This window comes from Bartonella sp. AC130YNZD (assembly GCF_042196865.1).
Lineage (GTDB): Bacteria > Pseudomonadota > Alphaproteobacteria > Rhizobiales > Rhizobiaceae > Bartonella.
On sequence record NZ_JBHIQZ010000001.1, the window covers coordinates 131,514 to 151,346 of the forward strand.

At 37.0% G+C, this 19,833-nt stretch carries 8 protein-coding genes and 1 pseudogene; 5 read left to right on the top strand and 4 right to left on the bottom strand.

Features of this window, described 5'->3' with window-relative positions:
* Positions 1 to 136: 136 nt before the first annotated feature.
* Positions 137 to 1,903: an ABC transporter ATP-binding protein gene (locus ACFINU_RS00520; protein ID WP_375617485.1), complete on the top strand. Its 1,767-nt coding sequence runs from the start codon at positions 137 to 139 to the stop codon at positions 1,901 to 1,903.
* A 1,528-nt stretch (positions 1,904 to 3,431) separates the two neighbouring features.
* Here the strand turns inward: ACFINU_RS00520 and ACFINU_RS00525 are convergent.
* The 3 genes and pseudogenes from ACFINU_RS00525 to ACFINU_RS00535 form a co-directional block, all read right to left on the bottom strand.
* Positions 3,432 to 3,709, bottom strand: a pseudogene (locus ACFINU_RS00525) (Arm DNA-binding domain-containing protein); the annotation flags it as partial.
* Between the two features lie 455 nt (positions 3,710 to 4,164).
* Positions 4,165 to 8,823: a translocation/assembly module TamB domain-containing protein gene (locus tag ACFINU_RS00530; protein ID WP_375667284.1), complete on the bottom strand. Its 4,659-nt coding sequence runs from the start codon at positions 8,821 to 8,823 to the stop codon at positions 4,165 to 4,167.
* Positions 8,823 to 10,787 (bottom strand): autotransporter assembly complex family protein, encoded by a 1,965-nt coding sequence (locus tag ACFINU_RS00535; RefSeq protein ID WP_375667286.1) that lies wholly within the window; start codon positions 10,785 to 10,787, stop codon positions 8,823 to 8,825. The genes ACFINU_RS00530 and ACFINU_RS00535 overlap by 1 nt, the downstream gene beginning before the upstream one ends.
* A 408-nt stretch (positions 10,788 to 11,195) precedes the next feature.
* On the opposite strand from ACFINU_RS00535, the gene ACFINU_RS00540 reads away from it, so the two are divergent.
* Positions 11,196 to 12,728 carry a YifB family Mg chelatase-like AAA ATPase gene (locus tag ACFINU_RS00540; RefSeq protein WP_375617482.1) on the top strand — a complete coding sequence of 511 codons (1,533 nt, stop codon included), beginning with the start codon at positions 11,196 to 11,198 and terminating at the stop codon, positions 12,726 to 12,728.
* An 11-nt stretch (positions 12,729 to 12,739) separates the two neighbouring features.
* Here the strand turns inward: ACFINU_RS00540 and ACFINU_RS00545 are convergent, their stop codons facing one another.
* Complete coding sequence (locus ACFINU_RS00545) at positions 12,740 to 13,645, bottom strand: transporter substrate-binding domain-containing protein (protein WP_375617481.1); 906 nt, start codon at positions 13,643 to 13,645, stop codon at positions 12,740 to 12,742.
* Between the two features lie 1,255 nt (positions 13,646 to 14,900).
* Between ACFINU_RS00545 and gyrB the strand changes: the two genes are divergently transcribed.
* The 3 genes from gyrB (at position 14,901) to ubiB (ending at position 19,823) form a co-directional block, all read left to right on the top strand.
* Positions 14,901 to 17,333: a DNA topoisomerase (ATP-hydrolyzing) subunit B gene (gene gyrB, locus ACFINU_RS00550; RefSeq protein WP_375617480.1), complete on the top strand. Its 2,433-nt coding sequence runs from the start codon at positions 14,901 to 14,903 to the stop codon at positions 17,331 to 17,333.
* A 118-nt stretch (positions 17,334 to 17,451) separates the two neighbouring features.
* Positions 17,452 to 18,234, top strand: coding sequence for a bifunctional demethylmenaquinone methyltransferase/2-methoxy-6-polyprenyl-1,4-benzoquinol methylase UbiE (gene ubiE / locus ACFINU_RS00555; protein ID WP_375617479.1), 783 nt, complete (start codon positions 17,452 to 17,454; stop codon positions 18,232 to 18,234).
* 2 nt (positions 18,235 to 18,236) lie between these two features.
* Entirely contained in the window at positions 18,237 to 19,823 is a 1,587-nt protein-coding gene (ubiB, locus tag ACFINU_RS00560; RefSeq protein ID WP_375608982.1) for a 2-polyprenylphenol 6-hydroxylase, read from the top strand.
* Positions 19,824 to 19,833: the final 10 nt, after the last annotated feature.

A 19,833-nucleotide genomic window follows, 5' to 3' on the forward strand; every position in this document is an offset into this window, starting at 1 on the left:
CTTCACTCTCACCATCGTGAAATTGATGTGATGAACCTTGAAAGAAAAAGCTATTTTTGTAAAAAAGATTAAGGGGCTTCTTAATTAAGAGTGTTTCAATCTTGCATAAAATAATGAGAGAATATAGAAGCTCTTCATGGCTAAAAAACAAATTTCCTCTTTTGACAAACATCTTATTATCCGCCTTTTGCGAGAAAATTTTCGTAAACATATGCGTTGGTATAGTGCGGCTATCTTCTCAATGATCATCATTTCTTGTACCACAGCAACCAGTGCATGGATTATGCGGGATGTTGTTAATCAGATTATTGATGCACAAAATTTTCCTATGATTGTTTTGATTTCTAGCTTCATTGCTTTTATCTTTATTCTCAAAGGAGTTGCAACTTTTTTCCAAACTTACTTTCTAAACAAAGCAGGCAATAGTATCATTGCTGAACAACAGCGTAAAATTTTTGCACGACTTATGGAACAAGGAGTCTCTTTTTATCATAATAACACTTCATCTGATCTTCTTGTTCGTGTAACTCATAATGCGACAGCCGTACGTAATATAATTGATACTATTATCACAACTTTTGTACGTGATTTGCTTTCCGTTAGTGGTCTGTTGCTTGTCATGTTCATTCAAAACTTTGTGTTAATCTCCATTACTTTAATCGTAGGACCACTAGCTTTTTTAGGCGTTCGAATGGCTTTAAAACGCGTTCGCAGCTTGATGGAAAAAGAGCTCCTTTCACTTGGTGAAATTATCAAAATCGTACAGGAAACGGCTGTTGGTATTCGAATCATCAAGGCCTTTTCACTAGAAGAAGTCATGAAAAAACGGATGGACAAAGCCATTTGTGATGTTGAAAAACAAACAAACAGTATTGCAACACTCGAAGCTATTACCAATCCAATTATGGAAACACTCACGGGTGTTGCCATTGCAGGTATTATTTGTTTTTCCGGTTATCTTGCAACCCAACGCGCAGGTGTTCAAGGTGAATTTATGTCCTTTATTGTTGCTTTACTTTTAGCTTATGAACCCGCAAAAAGACTAGCAAATGTACGTGTTAAAATTGAATCTGGCTTGGTCAATATCCGTACGATGTTTGAAATACTCGATTGTCCCCTTACAGTTGTAGAACATAAAGAAGCTAAAGATCTGAATAAAACGCAAGGAACTATTCGTTTCGAACATGTTTCTTTTGCATACACTAATAACAAAATGATATTGAAAGACATCAACCTAGAAATAGAAGCCGGAAAAATGACAGCATTGGTGGGACCATCCGGTTCGGGAAAATCAACCCTTATCAACCTTATTATGCGCCTCTATGACCCCACAAAAGGACGCATATTGATTAATGATCAAGACATTCGCTACACAACATTTCGCTCTCTGAGAAACCTGATGGCCTATGTAGGACAGGATACTTTTCTCTTTCAAGGAACTGTTAAATATAATATCGGACTTGGAAAAGAAGGAGCTAGTGATGACGAAATTATCGAAGCAGCAAAAGCAGCAAATGCTCATGACTTTATTATGAGTTTGTCAAATGGTTATGATACACAGATAGGTGATAATGGCTGTAATCTTTCAGGGGGGCAAAAACAACGACTCGCTATCGCTAGAGCAATGATTCACGATAGTGAAATTCTGATTCTTGATGAAGCAACGAGTGCGCTCGATTCACACACCGAAGCACAAATTAATGAAGCTATTCATCACCTTACTAAAGGACGCACAACGATCATTATTGCTCATCGCCTTTCAACGATTGCTCGTGCTCATAAAATTGTGGTCATACAAAATGGACAACTAATTGAACAAGGTACTCAAAAAGAATTGCTAGCAAAAGAACATGGGTTTTATAAAAAACTTCATAATATCCAGTTCAAAAAACATACCTCCTAATTTCTAGATCCTTAAATAAAATTTGAAATAAAAAATGGATAGAAGGTAATGCTCCATTTATAAAAAAGACTTGTTACCAAGAAAAAGCATTACTTTAATCAAAGTTTGCGAAGAATTTATGGTTTATTGAAAATAAACTTCTTGGATTTAAATGAAAACTTTACTCGCTATTTTGTTGAATGCAATTGACTTTAACCATGAAATTTCAAAAACCCCTTCCCTTCCTCAAATAAGTGTTGAAACATTCATAAGTGTTGTGAATCCTGAAAGAGAGAGCATCAAGGTTTGAAAAAATTATCGCGGATGATAATGAATCTGGATCAATACAACCTTTATCCGTGTTTATCCCTGCACTGATAATTTTTTTCTCCACACAACTTTTAAAGGACAAAGACTCTACCCAATCTGATCTGTAAACACTCTAGATTTTTATTGAGCTCATTCCACTTGATAACAACTTATGTGATTCACTTATACAAGGCTTACCCTAAATATTCACCACGTGCTTTCAGAATACTGTGTCAAAAAGGCTTACATACCTTATATCACCACACCTCAAATGTCGGTCTTTTATGGTACAACAGAATAAGCTAACAATTATAAATTGTGTTGCAAATTATAGATACACTCCGTTTAAAAGAAAAACATTGAAAAAATAAGAGAGGTTTTATTATAAAACTTTTTTACTGTTGTAGCTTGCTTTAAAGCAAGCTTTGCTGTTTTTTCTACATTTAGAAACTAAAATGATATTCCTCCAATACTTTAACTGCTTGAAGAGTTTATAAATGCACAACGTTAGTGCTTATATAAGGCTATAATTTCAATATGCAAAAAAACAGATGAAAAGCAAAATGACATTCCTCTTTCTTTTAACCGCTAAAATAGAAAAATACGACATATAACTCTGATAAATATTTTTACAAAAATATCTTTTAATATACATTTTAATACTTTGATTTATAATCATAATTTGTTATTTTACATCTTAAACAAAAGATAAGATGTAATTTGCTTATTGCAAATTTTCTTTATATTTATGATGAATCAATCAAAAGCGCTTGTTGTACGTCATAAGAGATATTGGTATATGCATAAAAACTCTTAAGATAAGCAATAAAAATACCTCTACACTTTCAAGTGAAAAGATTGTCAGCAACATGAGAAGCTGAAAAATAGAATGATAATGCCGGCTTATAGCTTTAGTAAATACTTATACCTTTATTAATAACGGTAGTGTGGATTTTATACCATTCATAAGAGGTACTTTATACCATTTCACAAGCAATCTTATGAAATAGACTCAAGCGCACACTGAGAAATGTTGCTTTAAAACAAGTACATAAACTTGCAATACAATAATGTTATATTTTGGAGTATTCTGTTCGCGGAGCTATTCGTTATAAGAAAAGTGATCTCATTCAAGACACAATAAACAAAAATCTAAAATAATAGGTAATTTTTATTATTAAAAAATATTGCTTTAAATGCGTTTGACAATAAAATCGATGTCTTATGAATTCTCCGCTTAACGCTTTTGTTTATCACGTTCTTTAATGGAATCATGTCCTTCACATAAAAACAGAATGCCATTGTGTTGCAAATTCACGTGCTTGTTTTAAAGAAACCTCTCTCAAAGTCTTCCCCAAGCCCATTTCGCGATAACGTCCGTGAATTGTATAATGATAAATCCATTAAGCTGCCCTATCTTTACGCTTATGGAGTAACAAGCCGGCACCATTCACACTATTCTGCCAGTCCCTAATGTTGCGACAGCTCTTAGTTCTCGAGATGATTCATAAGAGGCATTTTTAGTCATTTCTTAATAGTTTTATCCACACAGAATTCTCCGCTTGTAGCATGCAAGCCGAATGGTTTTGATTGATTCAATACGAAAGAGATTAGTAATGAGAGAATCATATAATATTCAAAGTTCTAATTCAAGTTGAATAACAATAAATTATCTTTATAAATCAATATATTGCACACACTCCATTCTTTAGGCAACAGCACGATATGGGCTTGAAAACAAGGTAAGGTATTTCTCTAAAATAAATATATAGCAGCAAAATAACATACTATCTTTCGTGAAGATTTTTTCCCTTTAGAGAATAGCATAAACAAAAAATCGAATATTTCAGATATATCTCTTCACGCCTCAACAAAAAGCTTCTTCTTTTATAGGATTTCTAGTCTATCTCTTCTTCCTCAGATTTAGAAATGAGAGACAAAAAACGAAGAAATTGTTTTTTTAAATTCAATCTTTAATAATCTCTTTCATAAAAGAGACCTATACTAGAATTTTGTTCATTTCCTATGGCACCTTTAGCTTTGAGATGACGCGAAATATCTAAATTAATTGTCCCTTTCGTCGTTCCATCAGACCCTGCTTCAAAGCCCAAATAAATATTATTGTGTATGTAGCGTCCAATACGTAAGCCTGTATTCCCCTTCTCATTAACGATAACATCAAGATCATCAAGTCCAATTTTAGTTCGTAAAGTATTCAACAAAGATGTATTAGAACTACCTGCAAGATCAGCCGCTGCTGCTGCAAGTTGAGCAATCTGAAATGGTGATAATTCATTAAGAGAGCGATTAAAAATCAAACGCGCCAAAATCTCATCCTGAGGCAAATTTGGTTGTGATGAAAAATTAATATCAAGATTATCAACCGTCCCACTTACAGTTACAGTGACGCGAATATCACCACTGTTATTGTTGGTTACAAAATAAACCGTAGGATTAAGATTACCACTAAAACTCGCTTGTCCTTGATCAAAATTAAGACGTTGCGACAGGATATCAAAACGTCCACGAATCATTCTAAATTCACCAACTGGATGCACATCATTCAATGGACCTGCTAGATTAATGCGTCCTCCCAGTTCAGCATCTAAGCCTTTTCCGCGTACAAAAAATTGATTGCGTGCTGTAATACGCATATTTGATAGCACGACAGATGAAGATTCTTGTGTAACTATACGGCTTTTGCTTTTGTTCGTGTTCTTAACATCAGCACGTTCAAGTGTTGTTTGAATCGATTTAGTTAAATTCTTATTTCTAACATCAAGAAACTTGGCACTTTTAAAATGATCAGGAACAAAAACTTCAGCTTTTTCAACGATGATATCACCACCAAGAACAAGACTATTTAAAAAATGACCTGTCATTGTCATCTCACCTGATAATGTTGCCAGAATCATAGAACCATCATTATAATTGGCATTATCAAGATGAAATATCAAATCTGTCTCTAGACCATTAGAGATACGACCTGAAGCAGAAATTCCTCCCCCCTCAAACGAAGAAGCTGAAGCTTTTTCTATAAGGATATGATCACCTTTCAATTTGCCTTCAATCGTTATATTATTCAATCCTACATTTGTTTGTGAATCAAAAAAGCTACCGTCGCCTATAGAAATATTTCCTATCAATTGTGGCTTTGATAATGACCCATTAAGAGCTGTATCAATTCTTGCTGTACCCGTTATATGTGCACCACGCTTAGCTAATAAGAGATTAACAAAATCAAGAGGCATTATCCCTTTAACGTTTAATTTTGCCTCTGAACCATTAAGAGATAAAGGCCCATGGATGGAAAGATCTAATCCTTTATCTCCAGTAGCTATCATATTTTCAATATGAAATGTCGATTTTTTATAAGAACCACGAGCATTTATATTGATTGACATCGGTCCTTTATGCGTCATAGCGGTTAAATTTTGACTAGAAAGCTCAAAATGAGCAGATGGATCCTTCATTGTTCCATCAATATCAACTTTACCTATTACTGTCCCATCAAGCGCTTGTCCTGCAATAAAACCATTCGCCAAACGTGCAGATAAATTTTGCAAATTAATATGAAGATCAAGCGCATTTTTCTCTAGAGATACACGCCCCTGAGCTTGTGCTTGTACTCCTTCTCCTTTGAAATTTGCATTCAAAGTAAGATTTTGATCTACAGTGTTTCCCGTAGCAGAAAAAGAAAAAGGCATAATTTTTTTATCTTGAAAAGCAACGGTTGTCAGTCCCTCACCTTTTATATCGTAAGTTATATCAGGTTTTTTTAAATGACCACGAATCATAACCTGCCCTGTTACACTCCCTGCTGCTCCAAGATCGGATTTCCACAAATTGACTAAAGTAGCAGGAAGGGCATTCATTGTAAGTTGTAAATTCAGGGTATCTTGAATATTTCCTGCTAAGATGATGTTGCCCCCATTTATTGCAATTCCTAATTCATTGATTGTCATTCCATCTTTATCAAAAGAAATTATAGATGGCTTCGGCAATGTTGCATGAAAAGTGTGTTGTTTTAAGTCCACAGCTTCAATTTGCACTTCTCGTTTTATACTTTCAGGAAGTTCCTCAACCATTAAACGACCAGAAAGCCTTGCATTGAGAGTATCATGCAACATCGCTTGGACAGTAAAAACCGTTTGTCCATTATTCCTATCGGCGTGAGCATTTAAACGATTGACCATTACCAAAGGTGTTTGAATATGTTCTGCATTGATAACTCCTTCAAACTGAGTCATGCCAAAAGGGTCGAATATGTCAGCATCTATTGCCAATTTTTTTATTTTATTCTTGGAAAAATTCAAATGGTTAACATGCGCCTTCACATTGGTTTTTTGTCTGCCATTTTGTTCATCAAAAATAAAATCTCCTTTTACTTTTCCACTACCATCCTGCAAAAATAACGCTGAAAGTACGGAAATATCATCGGCATCAATATGCAGCGCTCCTTTCAAAAAACCGCCAAGTTGTTGAGAAAGATCACCCGTTATTTTTGCACTTCCCCCTCTAATATCGATATTTTCAAGTTTTCGAATTTTATGAGAATCTTCAAAAGAGGCCGATAAATGCAAAGGTTTCTTAGCAAAAATTCCTTCACCCTTTACCACCCCTGTTAAAGAAGTAACTGGTGCTGTATTATCTACAAATGCATCTATGTTAAATGTTGTGTTTTGAAGTTTCTTCCCTACAATTAATGCTTCAGAAATATGGGCACGTGTATTTAGTTTTATATGGCTATTGCGCCCTCTCGCCGTACTTTGAATTGTAAGTGCACCGCTTATCCTTGAGTCTAATTTGGACAAATCAGATATTTGAGCAGATAGATCCATTTTAGCGCTTTCATCTGAAAAATAACCATTAGCCTCTATATTTGTATATTGATTTTTCAAATTAAAATGACGTAAAGTGAAGCCCATTCTATTTCGAGCAGCGCCACCTGAAAGAGTAGTATTTCCTTTGAATAAACGATCAAAAGACTGCATGCCTATTTTCATATCGTCAGCCATTCCTGATAATTGGAGATCAAAAATGCCACTCAATAAACTGATCGTTCCTTTGGCTTTAATATCTGCACTACCAGAAAGTGATTGTTTACTGAACACTTCCAAAGGAGTTAATGTTTGAGCTTTTAAACCGAGATCGCCTTTAAAAACAAAATTCTCCATTGTCCCTTTTAACCAAGAAGAAAAACCCTGAGCCGTAACACTCAGATCATGAATCAAAATTGGTTTGTTCGAAACAATATCCGTATCTAAATGCACATGAACCGCTTGGCTTAAATTTTCTACTAATGCTCCCTTAATCTTTTTAACCCCTTGAAGCGTCCCTTTAACCTGAACACCAACATGACGAGAAGCTGCATTATCAAGATTTTCGCTTACTCCTCCCATATCAAAAATTGCATCGCGAATATAAATATTTTTATTGCTTAAATGATTTACAACCAACCGCCCATTCCAAGATTGTTGACCTTCGCGACCATAGTCAATGTTCAAAGCAAGAGTATTCGCAGGTTTTGGCACTTCTGATATAGGTAAATGAACAGACTCCTTTTCGTTATCAAGAGCCACTTTGCCATCAACAAAAAGCCGTCGCAAAAATCCATCGGCGGTTATTTCAGCATTGGCTATAACATTCATTGCTTTGTTCTGAATAACCATCTGATCAAGGTGTGTCACACCTTCTTTTGTTCTTCTTGCCTTTGCTTTTAATGTTATATCAGATTCGAAGAGACTACGATATTGAACAGGTATTAAAGGGCTCAGTGTTCCCTCTAATTTCGTAGAAAAACTCTGTCCTTCTGGAACACTTGCAAGAATAACATTACCATCTAAAATAGAATGATGATCGGACTCTAAAGAAAGTTTGATAACCAAATCATCAAAAGTACCATCACCTTTCACGACGAGACTTAATGCTGGACGTTGTTCAATGTTAAAAATATTCGCCAAAATACCATTTTGTGGTTCGTTAGCAGAAATATCAATTTGAGCTGTACGATTACTATCAGATATCTTGGTGAGAACAGAAAAAGAACCCGGTGCATCTAAACGATGCGCCGCTATATCGACATCAAAATTACCACCAGCCAAGGTGAAATTGCCTTTTAAGGACATATCAGCAGAAAAACCAAAAAGATTCTGTTCAAATGTCACATGTTGAGCTGTAAGCGTATTGATAGAAAGAGCAAGCGGCAATTTTGGTAAAGAGAACTTACCCGTCTCAAGGGAAGAAACAAAAGAAGAATTGCCTTGCGGTTTGCGTAAAAATGTAACCTGTTCTGCCGAAAGCTGGTTAATATCCATCCGCCCTCTCAGCAACGCTAGACGATTCCAATCCATTTTAGCATTGGTAATTTTAAGCCAAACCCCTTTTTTATCACTGACAGTAATAGTATCAATAGATGTTTGAGAAGACAGTGTCCCTTGCATATTGTGTAAACGAACTTGACGATTAGGCGCTGAAAGCTTTCGTTCAATTAAAGAAACAAACCATGAGCGATCATCTGTTTTTATTTCGCTAGAGGGAAGAATGTCTCCTCTTTGCGCAAAAACAAAACCACCCACCCAAAAAAACAAAAATACAAAGAAGAAAGCTGATAAACGTACACCTTTTTTCATTAAAATGCTTGCCCTATACCCACATAAAAACCAATGCGAGGGTCACCCTTCTCTCTCTTTAAAGGAAAGGCTAAATCAACGCGTAAAGGACCAAGACCCGTCATATAACGACCTCCTATACCGGCTCCCCATTTAATTTTTTGAGAAAAATCAAAATTCGCCTTTTCCCCTACTAAACCTCCATCAAGAAAACTGACAAACCCTATTTTATCATTTAAAGAAACACGCAATTCTGCTGACCCCTCAATAAGCGCCCGTCCACCAACAACCCCATCATTTTCTGTTTTGATACCAATATTACGGTAAGCATAACCACGAACAGAGCCCCCACCACCAGCAAAAAAAAGCGTATTTGCGGGTACTTGTGCTGTATCATTCCCAAGAATTGTACCAAGCTTTGCCCGCGCAGCAACAACAAAACGATCCCCTTCATCCAACGCCCAATAAGAACGACCTTCTGCTGTTACTTTTGCAACAAAGTTGCTAAAACGCATCTCATAAAAAGGCTCAATAAAAACTTCACCATATAAACCTTTTGTTGCATTAAACTTATTATTACGACTATCGTAAATCAAACCGCTAGGGAAACCGATTGTTGTAAAATTACGGCTCCCAAAATAGATATCACGTGAATAACCATTTGAAACTTCTACAGCAGCCTGTCCCGATAGATTACCATTAAAAATATGCGTAATACCTAATTTTCCTTTGATGGCTTTTGTCGTATAATTTTCTAAAACATCTTGTTGTATTTTTAATTCTGACCTGAAATCTGTATCTGGCGTGAGTACACCGGGCTTTACAAATGTGCCACCAAAAAGATAATCAAAATTTTTAAAATTATATGATTGCTTTTTATTGCTACCAACACCACTTATTTTTGTTTCAATTTTAAGAGTCTCTGCATGACCAAAAAGATTGTTATGCATCCAATAAGTCTCAAAACCAGCACCGTCTAAAGTTGAATAGCTACCGCCTACACCAAAACGACGTGGTTTACGTTCTTGTACAACAAGTGCAAGCGGTAAACTACCATCTAGATTAATAGTATCAGCCTCACGTATATTGATAGCACGAAAAGCACCAAGGCGCGCAAGACGTTCATTTGCCTTAGCTAACGCATCAGAATCGTATATCTGCCCTGGTTTCAATCCGGTCATCCACGCGATATAAGCTGAATCTACACGTGGTTTCTTACTTATATTACGCACACTTAAAGGACCATAATAAGCCTTTTGTCCAGGAGCAACAACAATCCGTCCTTCAACACGCAACGCAGCATGGTCAGCCACGACCTCACTCTTCATAATTTTAGCTTTAGCATAACCTTGTTGCCGCCATCCTTCTATCGCCCATTTTTCTGTTTTCAAAATGGTTTCAGATTTAGCAATAGCCCCAACTTTATAGCCCAATTCTTCAATTGTGGGCATTTTATGCGCTTTACGTTTTTCAAACGGAGCTACTTTATCAATATTTGCAATACTAAAAACATATTGTGGACCAGCATTAATTGTAATAACAATATTGGACCGTGCTGGAAGTTGAGTTACCGGACTTAAATCAGCGACTTCTAAGCCATTAATTTTAATACTAATAACACCACCATAGTGTCCATCAGCATAAAGAGCAGAAAGAATTGCTCGATAATCTGAACGCGCCTTGGCGAGCAAACCAGAAGAACTGGCGGATGCTTTCTCTTTATCAGCAACAAGAGAAGAAACAGATTTAACTATTTCTATACCTTCTAATGGTGCACCTGGCGGTGCAACAACATCAACTTTATAAAATTTCTCTGTACTTTTGGCATAATGTGAAGAAGAATTTGTTTTCTTTTGACCAAAAAGAGGGATGCCGAAAAAATCAAATGCAGCAAGTGGCTGTGGAAAAGAAAAAGCAAAACACAAGCCTATAAATACACAGCGCACAGTCCCTGATTTTAATAAAATTCTTGTCTGGTATACCATAAAATCAGATACCTTATAATACACTTTGCATCTACTACGCTTTAAATAATATAAAAATAAGAAAGGTAAATATAATTACTTTGCACATTTTACACGTTTTATCACATCAAATAACACTCTGCGATACATAACGTCATCCTCCCCTTATATTTTCATAAAATTCTGCACTGTTGTATAACACGAACAGCCTCATTCTTTTTTTCTTAACATATTTATTTAGCTTATTATAAATGTTTTATTGCGTCCCATATCATCATGGTTAAATTTGTACAAATGACTTTCCATGGGAATGCTAAAAAACTGCCTACGTATATAGTTCTCTCTATAAAAAAAGCTATAGAGATGCTTCTTGATTTTTATAAATAGATATGATTGTCTCTACCAAGTCTAAAGGGGGAAAATAAATAAATGATCGCACGTATTACAACTGTTGCTTTTCGCGGTCTAGAAGCAGTCCCTGTCGATGTACAGGTTATGATTTCGTCTGGTAAAATAGGAATGGCTATTGTTGGATTAGCTGATAAGGCAGTTGCAGAAAGCCGTGAACGTGTACAAGCAGCCCTCCACGCTTGTGGACTTTCTATGCCTACTAAACGAATTACGATTAATCTTGCACCAGCTGATTTGCCTAAAGAGGGATCGCATTATGATTTGCCAATCGCTGTAGGCTTAATGCTTGCTATGGGAATCCTCCCTCCCGAAGTAGCTCAAGACTATATCATTTTAGGAGAATTATCACTGGATGGTTCACTTACCGCTGTTAATGGTGTTTTACCAGCTGCCATGACAGCTTTATCACTCGATAAAGGACTGATTTGTCCCTTCCAATGTGGACCTGAAGCAGCATGGGCAAATGCAGAAATAAATATTCTTGCCCCAGAAACTCTGCTCACTATAGTCAACCATTTCAAAGGAACCCAAATTCAAAAACGTCCACAACCGCGCCAATATACTATCGAAACTGGACTTCCAGATCTTTGCGAAATCAAAGGACAAAAAACAGCCAAACGTGCCTTAGAAGTTTGTGCTGCTGGACGCCATAACCTTTTGTTTGTAGGTCCCCCTGGTGCTGGAAAATCTATGCTAGCGCAACGCTTACCTTCCATTTTGCCACCTCTTGATAGCCGTGAGCTTTTAGATGTCTCTCTGATTGCTTCTATTACAGGAGAAACGGTTCATAATACCATTTCACTTCATTGCCCCTTTCGTTCCCCACATCATTCTGCTTCCATGGCCGCAATGATTGGTGGAGGGCTTAAAGGACGACCAGGAGAGGTCTCCCTTGCTCATAATGGTGTGTTATTCCTTGATGAATTGCCTGAATTTTCTCCACAGGTTCTTGATTCTCTTCGTCAACCTTTAGAAAGTGGGGTGTCAGTTATCGCCCGCGCTAATCACCATATTAGCTATCCTGCTCGCTTCCAACTTATTGCCGCAATGAATCCTTGCCGTTGTGGTATGGCAGGCGAAAAAGACCATGTTTGCCCTAAAGGGATACGCTGTCAAATCGATTATCAGTCCCGTATTTCTGGTCCTCTGCTTGACCGAATTGATTTACGGATTGATGTCCCTGCTTTGACGGCTATGGACCTTATGCAACCAGAACAATCAGAAAAAAGCTGTGACGTTGCCAAACGCGTCGCACGGTGCCGTACCATTCAAGCTAAACGTTTTTCAACAATGGGGTTTGATCATATTCGTACCAATGGCGATTGCCCTGCCAAAATTATAGAACAGATTGCCATTCCTGATAAAAGTGCGACCATACTCTTACGAGATGTGAGTGAAAAAATGCACCTCTCTGCACGCGCTTATCATCGCATTCTCAAAGTTGCACGCACAATTGCTGATCTTGACGGATCAGATACTCTTTCACGCTATCATCTCGCAGAAGCTATTTCCTATCGACTAGGCGCAGAAAGATTAACAGCCCTTAATTAAAAAACTACTCATCAATAAAAACTTATTGGAAAATAACGCAAATAAAGTTCTGTAAGTTTACCATCCTCTTCTAGAGATTTCAGCGCATAATTGAGTATATCAACCAATTTTTCATTCTTTTTTGCAACAGCAAGCTGCATTCCTTGCCCCAATAACTGTGGCGCCATATATGCCCCCCCAACAAAATGGCAGCAATCAACAGATTTTTGTTTTTTGAACCATAATGATAAAGCAAATCCATCATCAAAAATAAGGTCAATTTTACGCTCTTGTAATGCTTTATAGAGCTCTTCTCTCTTTTTAAACCCTTGCCATTTGGCTTTAGGAAAATAATGTTGAAAGAGTTTTTCGTGAACACTTTTAGACAAAACACCACTGGTTAAATGTATCAATTGATCACTTATTGGCTCATCGAGATTTAAACGTCGAGAAGCAACAAATCGCGCTGGAAAGCGCAAATATGACTTTGTAAAAACAAGATCTTGCTGGGTTTTACTTGTTTCTTTTAAACCCGCAATAATGACTTCTGCACCACCATTTTTAACATGTTCTACAAGCTCTTTCCAAGGAATCACTTCTATTTCACAAAGCTTCTCTAATTTTAATTTTGAGCAAATAGCGCGCAATAAATCGATATTATAACCTGCAAGATACCCCGATTGATCAATAAAATTAAAAGGAGGAAAATCAAAACTTGTTACAAAACGCAAACGAAAGATATCCGTTGTATCAGGTTGTACCAAATGTTCATGCGAATCAAAAAAAGAAGGCAGCCTTTCAGCTTCTGCGTAAGAGGAAAATAGAACCCCCCCTGCTACAAATAAAATACGAATAAAAATATTGTATGGATTATTGAATAAAAAGTACTGTAAACGCAATTGAAGATGTTTCACATATATAGATTTTTTTATTTTCAAAATCTCTCCCCCATTTTTCAAAACTAAGATGCAACACTTCTTAACTATTATCTAACGCACTTCACCAAAATATCTGGCGTTTAATAAATAAAATTCTTGCTATTTTTGAAACCATTGAAAATGCTTAGATTTCTGATGTTAATTTTCCAAAATGAATATATAAAAAGTAATTTTAGAGAAAAGCGATTTAATTTTTTAATATAAGAAATAAGCTGTATATACTTTAGTGGTACACTTTATTTTATCAAAATATCCCGCGTACCTTAAAATATTAAGACCATTTCCTTGCGTATCACAACCTGGGAAGTATATAGATACTATTGAAGAAAAGAGTAAAAACACCCCTCAAATGCCGAGGGTTTTCTCAACATTAAGGTTGCACCAACATTTAAGAGCTGAAAAATAAAATGATGATTCTGATTTGCACTTTATTGTCACGATGGGAAAGATGGGGGACATAAATCTTGTAGTATTCACAGGGTATTTTGCGTTATACTATTCAAATATCGTTGTAAAATGAGTTTGGGAACATTGAGAGATGCTCCTTAAAAAAGCGCGTGAATAAACAGTACAATGGCGTTTTGTTTTGAATGAGCGATGCAACCTCACCAGAATACAAGAAACAAAAGCGTAAGATAATGCGTCATTACCCTCATTATTCAAAAACATCACCGTAAGACGTTTTTTAAATTGTAAAGTTGAATATAAAGATGATCGTGGAAACATGTTTTTACATTTACGCATTTATATTTTCCTCAAATGAAGCTTTTTTCACATTTTAAAGATGACACAAACCAATATACATAATATTTTCGCCTCAATCTAACATACAAAAGTTTGAACTGCTTAGAGAGCTCGCAACTTTTGTTTTAAATATATGGTAGAATTAGGATTGAAAAATTGATTTATGGATAAAACAAGTGAGACCTTTATTAGTGTAACACAAAATGCATAACTAATTCTGAAACAGAACGTATATGCAAAAATAAACAAAGTAAATAGCATCGTTTATGAAACAGCTTTTTGTATAAGTCATAAGTGTTTATTCGCCTTATATCACCGCCCTAGTGTTTTACAGCATAACAGTACACTATCATTTTATCATTCTCTCCATTATATATCGACAGATATTGAATCTAGATCTGATATACGGTAAATATTTAATGTGGTTATTCCATAAATAACTGATCAGAACATTGAGCTTTAAAAAAAGCGGATAAAATATTGTAAATTGAACACAGGAATGGACTAACTTATGAGTGATGAAATAACCTCACCAGCACAAAGCAATAACTATGATGCCGCTTCTATCAAAGTTCTCAAAGGTCTTGATGCTGTACGCAAACGTCCTGGTATGTATATCGGTGATACTGATGATGGATCGGGGTTACATCATATGGTCTATGAAGTTGTAGACAATGCTATCGATGAAGCTTTAGCCGGTCATGCAACTCTTGTAAACGTCACACTCCATGCTGATGGTTCTTGTTCTGTTCGTGATAATGGACGTGGAATTCCGACAGATATCCATCCAACAGAAGGTATTTCTGCAGCTGAAGTTATTATGACACAGCTTCATGCCGGCGGAAAGTTTGATCAAAATTCTTATAAAGTTTCAGGCGGATTACACGGTGTTGGCGTCTCTGTTGTGAATGCATTATCCGTTTGGCTTAAATTGCAAATCAAACGCAATGGTAAAATTCATGAAATATCATTTACCCATGGGGTAGCTGATGCTCCATTAAAAGTTGTTGGCGATTGCGATCAAGAAAGTGGAACAGAAATTAGATTTTTACCAAGCTCTGAAACCTTTACTATGGTTGAGTTTGATTTTGAAATTTTGGAGCGCCGCTTACGGGAATTAGCCTTTCTAAATTCTGGGGTTTATATTCTTCTTGTTGACGAGCGTCATGCTGATATTAAATCCGTTGAATTGCATTATGAAGGTGGATTAATAGAGTTTGTGAAATATATTGACCAATCAAAAAAAGCTCTGCTTGATACTCCTATTTATATTGCAAGTGAAAAGGATGGTATGAGCGTTGATGTTGCCCTGTGGTGGAATGATTCCTATCATGAGAAGGTCTTGTGTTTTACCAATAATATCCCTCAGCGTGACGGTGGAACGCATTTGATAGGTTTTAGAAGTGCCCTTACACGCCAAATTAATGGCTATGCTGAATCTTCAGGTATTGCTAAAAAAGAAAAAGTGAACTTAACCGGTGATGACTGCCGTGAAGGATTAACAGCTATTCTTTCTGTCAAAGTTCCTGATCCAAAATTTTCTTCACAAACAAAGGATAAGTTAGTCTCTTCTGAAGTGCGCCCTATTGTTGAAAGTTTGGTCAATGAAGGTCTTTCAATATGGCTGGAAGAACATCCTCATGAAGCAAAACTTCTCATTAGTAAAGTGGTAGAAGCTGCAACAGCACGTGAAGCAGCACGCAAAGCACGTGAACTCACAAGACGAAAAGGGGCGCTTGATATCACTTCTCTACCAGGAAAGCTTGCCGATTGCCAAGAACGAGATCCCGCAAAATCAGAAATCTTTATTGTCGAGGGGGATTCGGCTGGCGGTTCAGCAAAAAGTGGGCGCTCACGTCAAAATCAAGCAATTTTACCCCTTCGTGGAAAAATCCTCAATGTTGAACGAGCACGTTTCGACCGCATGCTCTCATCTGATATGATTGGAACACTTATTACAGCTCTTGGAACGTCTATCGGTAAAGATGAATTTTCACCGGATAAATTACGTTATCATAAGATTATTATCATGACAGATGCGGACGTTGATGGAGCCCATATTCGTACTCTGCTGCTCACTTTCTTTTTTAGACAAATGCCCGAGTTGATTGAACGTGGACATCTTTATATTGCTCAGCCTCCTCTTTATAAAGTGTCGCGTGGAAAATCTTCCCAATATATTAAAAATGAAGCAGCGTTTGAAGAATTCTTGATCGATACTGGATTAGAAGAAACAACGCTTGAGCTTTCAACGGGAGAAGTTCGTGCAGGGGCTGATTTGTATCAACTCGCTAAAGATGCTCGTATATTACGTCAACTTTTAAATGGTCTTCATACCCGTTATGACCGTAATATTGTTGAACAAGCAGCAATTGCTGGCGCTTTTAATCTTGAAGTCTTTGCAACACAAGAAAAAGCGCAAAAAATAGCAGATACTACAGCACACCGCCTTAATCTGATTGCTGATGATATGGAACAAGGTTGGAGTGGACAATATACAGCAGATGGAAGTTTATGTTTTGAGCGTATTTTGCGTGGTGTTAAAGATGTTGTTACGCTTGATGTGGGACTTATAAATTCAACTGACGCACGCCAAATTGATCGCATTTCCCAAAATTTTATCGACATATATCATCCTCCTGTTCTTTTACGTCGCAAAGATAAAACAGAGCGTATTTTTGGTCCTATGAGCCTTTTAGAGAGCATTTTTACAAACGGTAAAAAAGGTGTTACTCTTCAACGTTATAAAGGTCTTGGGGAAATGAATGCTGAACAACTTTGGGAAACAACGCTTGATCCCAATGCACGTTCTCTTTTACAAGTAAAAATTAATGATGCAACCGATGCAGATTCACTCTTTTCTCGTCTCATGGGTGATGAAGTTGAACCTAGACGTATTTTTATTCAAGACAATGCCTTAAGCGTTGCCAATCTTGATATCTAAAGGTACTCTTCTGTTTTTGGCTGTGTAAACGTCGTAGTTTTATACGTTGTTTTTTCGTAGTTGAACATTCCCTCTCTATTTCATTTACGATAAAAGAAAAATAAGGAAGATCATATACATGGCAATTGAAACAGAACGTGTAGGAACCAAGGGTGGCATGGAGCACTCTTTTGGTTTTACAAGAGTAGATGAAACACAAAAACAATTCATGGTGGATGGTGTGTTTCATTCTGTTGCTGAAAATTATGACAAGATGAATGATATCTTATCCTTAGGGCTACACCGTGTGTGGAAAAATTCCATGATTGCTTGGCTTTCCCCACCAGCACTTTCTCATTGGAAAGTTCTTGATGTCGCTGGCGGTACAGGTGATATTGCTTTTCGTATTCTTAATGCTTCACGCCAAAAAGCCCATGCTACGGTGCTTGATATTAATGGCTCAATGCTCAGCGTTGGCAAAAAACGCGCACAAAAAAATGGTCTTGCCCCTCTGATTGATTTTGTTGAAGCCAATGCAGAAAATCTACCTTTTGAAGATCGAAGCTTTGACGCTTACACGATTGCTTTTGGAATTCGCAATGTTCCTCATATTGATCAAGCTCTTAGAGAAGCTTTTCGTGTTTTAAAGCCCGGTGGACGTTTCTTATGTTTAGAATTTTCAAATGTCGAGATGCCTTGGCTCGATAAAATTTATGATCTTTGGTCTTTCCATGCTATCCCTAAGCTGGGTCAATTTATCGCAAATGATGGCGATGCTTATCGTTATTTGGTTGAATCTATCCGCAAATTTCCTAAGCAAGATGATTTTTCCCATATGATCAAGCATGCGGGGTTTTCGCGGGTATCGTACCGCAATCTCACCGGTGCGATTGCAGCGCTGCATTCAGGTTGGAAAATTTAAAAATGGTGCAAATTTCCCCTTACTTTCAATTGATGCGTGCAGGATGGGTTTTAACACGTGAAGGTGTTTTAAGTGCTCTTCCTCATGATGATCTTCAAGGATTTCCAGCGCTATGTCATCGTATAGCGAGTGCATTAGCACGACGCAAAACGAAAAAAAAACAGCGATCTGAAAATATTTCATATGCCATTAATAAGCTTGGACCCTCTTACATAAAACTTGGTCAATTTCTTGCAACAAGGCCTGATATTGTCGGCCGTGATATTGCGGAAGATTTGTCACAACTACAAGATCGCGTCCAAACATTTTCTTGCACCGCCGCTATTGCTCAAATTGAAAGTTCTCTTGGTCGCTCTATTGATGATTTATTCGTAAATTTTTATCCCCCCATTGCCGCCGCTTCTATTGCTCAAGTTCATCCAGCTGAATACAGTGATGAAACTGGCCATAAGAAAAAATGTGCTGTAAAAGTTATTCGTCCCAATATCAGAGCACGTTTTTCTAAAGATCTTAGAGGATTCTATCTCATTGCTCATTTGCAAGAGCGCTATATCCCTGCCTCTCGAAGGCTTCGTCCTGTTTGTGTGGTGGATACTTTAGCACAAACAACACGGCTTGAAATGGATTTACGCCTAGAAGCAGCAGCTATATCTGAAATGGCTGAAAATATTCAACATGATACAGGCTTTCGGGTTCCACGTATTGACTGGGAACGGACAGGACGTAATGTTCTTACAATGGAATGGATTGATGGTATAAGAATATCCGAAACTTCCAAACTCAAAGAAGCAGGATTTGATTTGAAGGCGCTTGCTATTACGCTTATTCAATCTTTTCTTCGTCATACACTGCGTGATGGTTTTTTTCACGCCGATATGCATCCTGGTAATTTATTTGTAGATGAAAAAGGATGTATTGTTGCTGTTGATCTAGGCATTACAGGAAGGCTTGGCAAAAAAGAAAAGCATTTCCTTGCTGAAATCCTTTATGGCTTTATTACCCGCGATTACCATCGAGTTGCACGCGCCCATTTTGAAGCAGGTTATGTTCCTTCACACCATAATATTGAAAGCTTTGCGCAAGCCAACCGCGCTATTGGCGAACCAATTCACGGACAATCAGCACAAAGCATTTCCATGGCTAAATTGCTCACTTTATTGTTTGAAGTCACTGAATTATTTGACATGCAAACGCGACCTGAACTTTTATTGTTGCAAAAAACGATGGTTGTCGTGGAAGGCGTTGCCCGCACATTAGACCCCACTTTTAATATGTGGAAAGCTTCTGAACCCGTTGTCAAAGAATGGATTAGTAAAAATTTAGGACCCGTAGGCGTTGCAAAAGACTTTAGTGAAGGAGCACAAGCTCTCCTTTCGCTGGCACGCAAAACACCACAATTGGTTCAAAATTTCCAACGAATAGAAGAAGATTTCAATCAAATGAGAAAAACAGGTTTTAATCTTTCTCCTGCTACCCTCAAACAACTTGCTGTAGAACAAAGTCACAGAAACCGTTATGGTCGTTATAGTCTTTTCATCATTGCACTTTGTTGCGCTTGTCTTACTTTTTACTTTTTTCATCTTTTCTAATCTCCTTAAT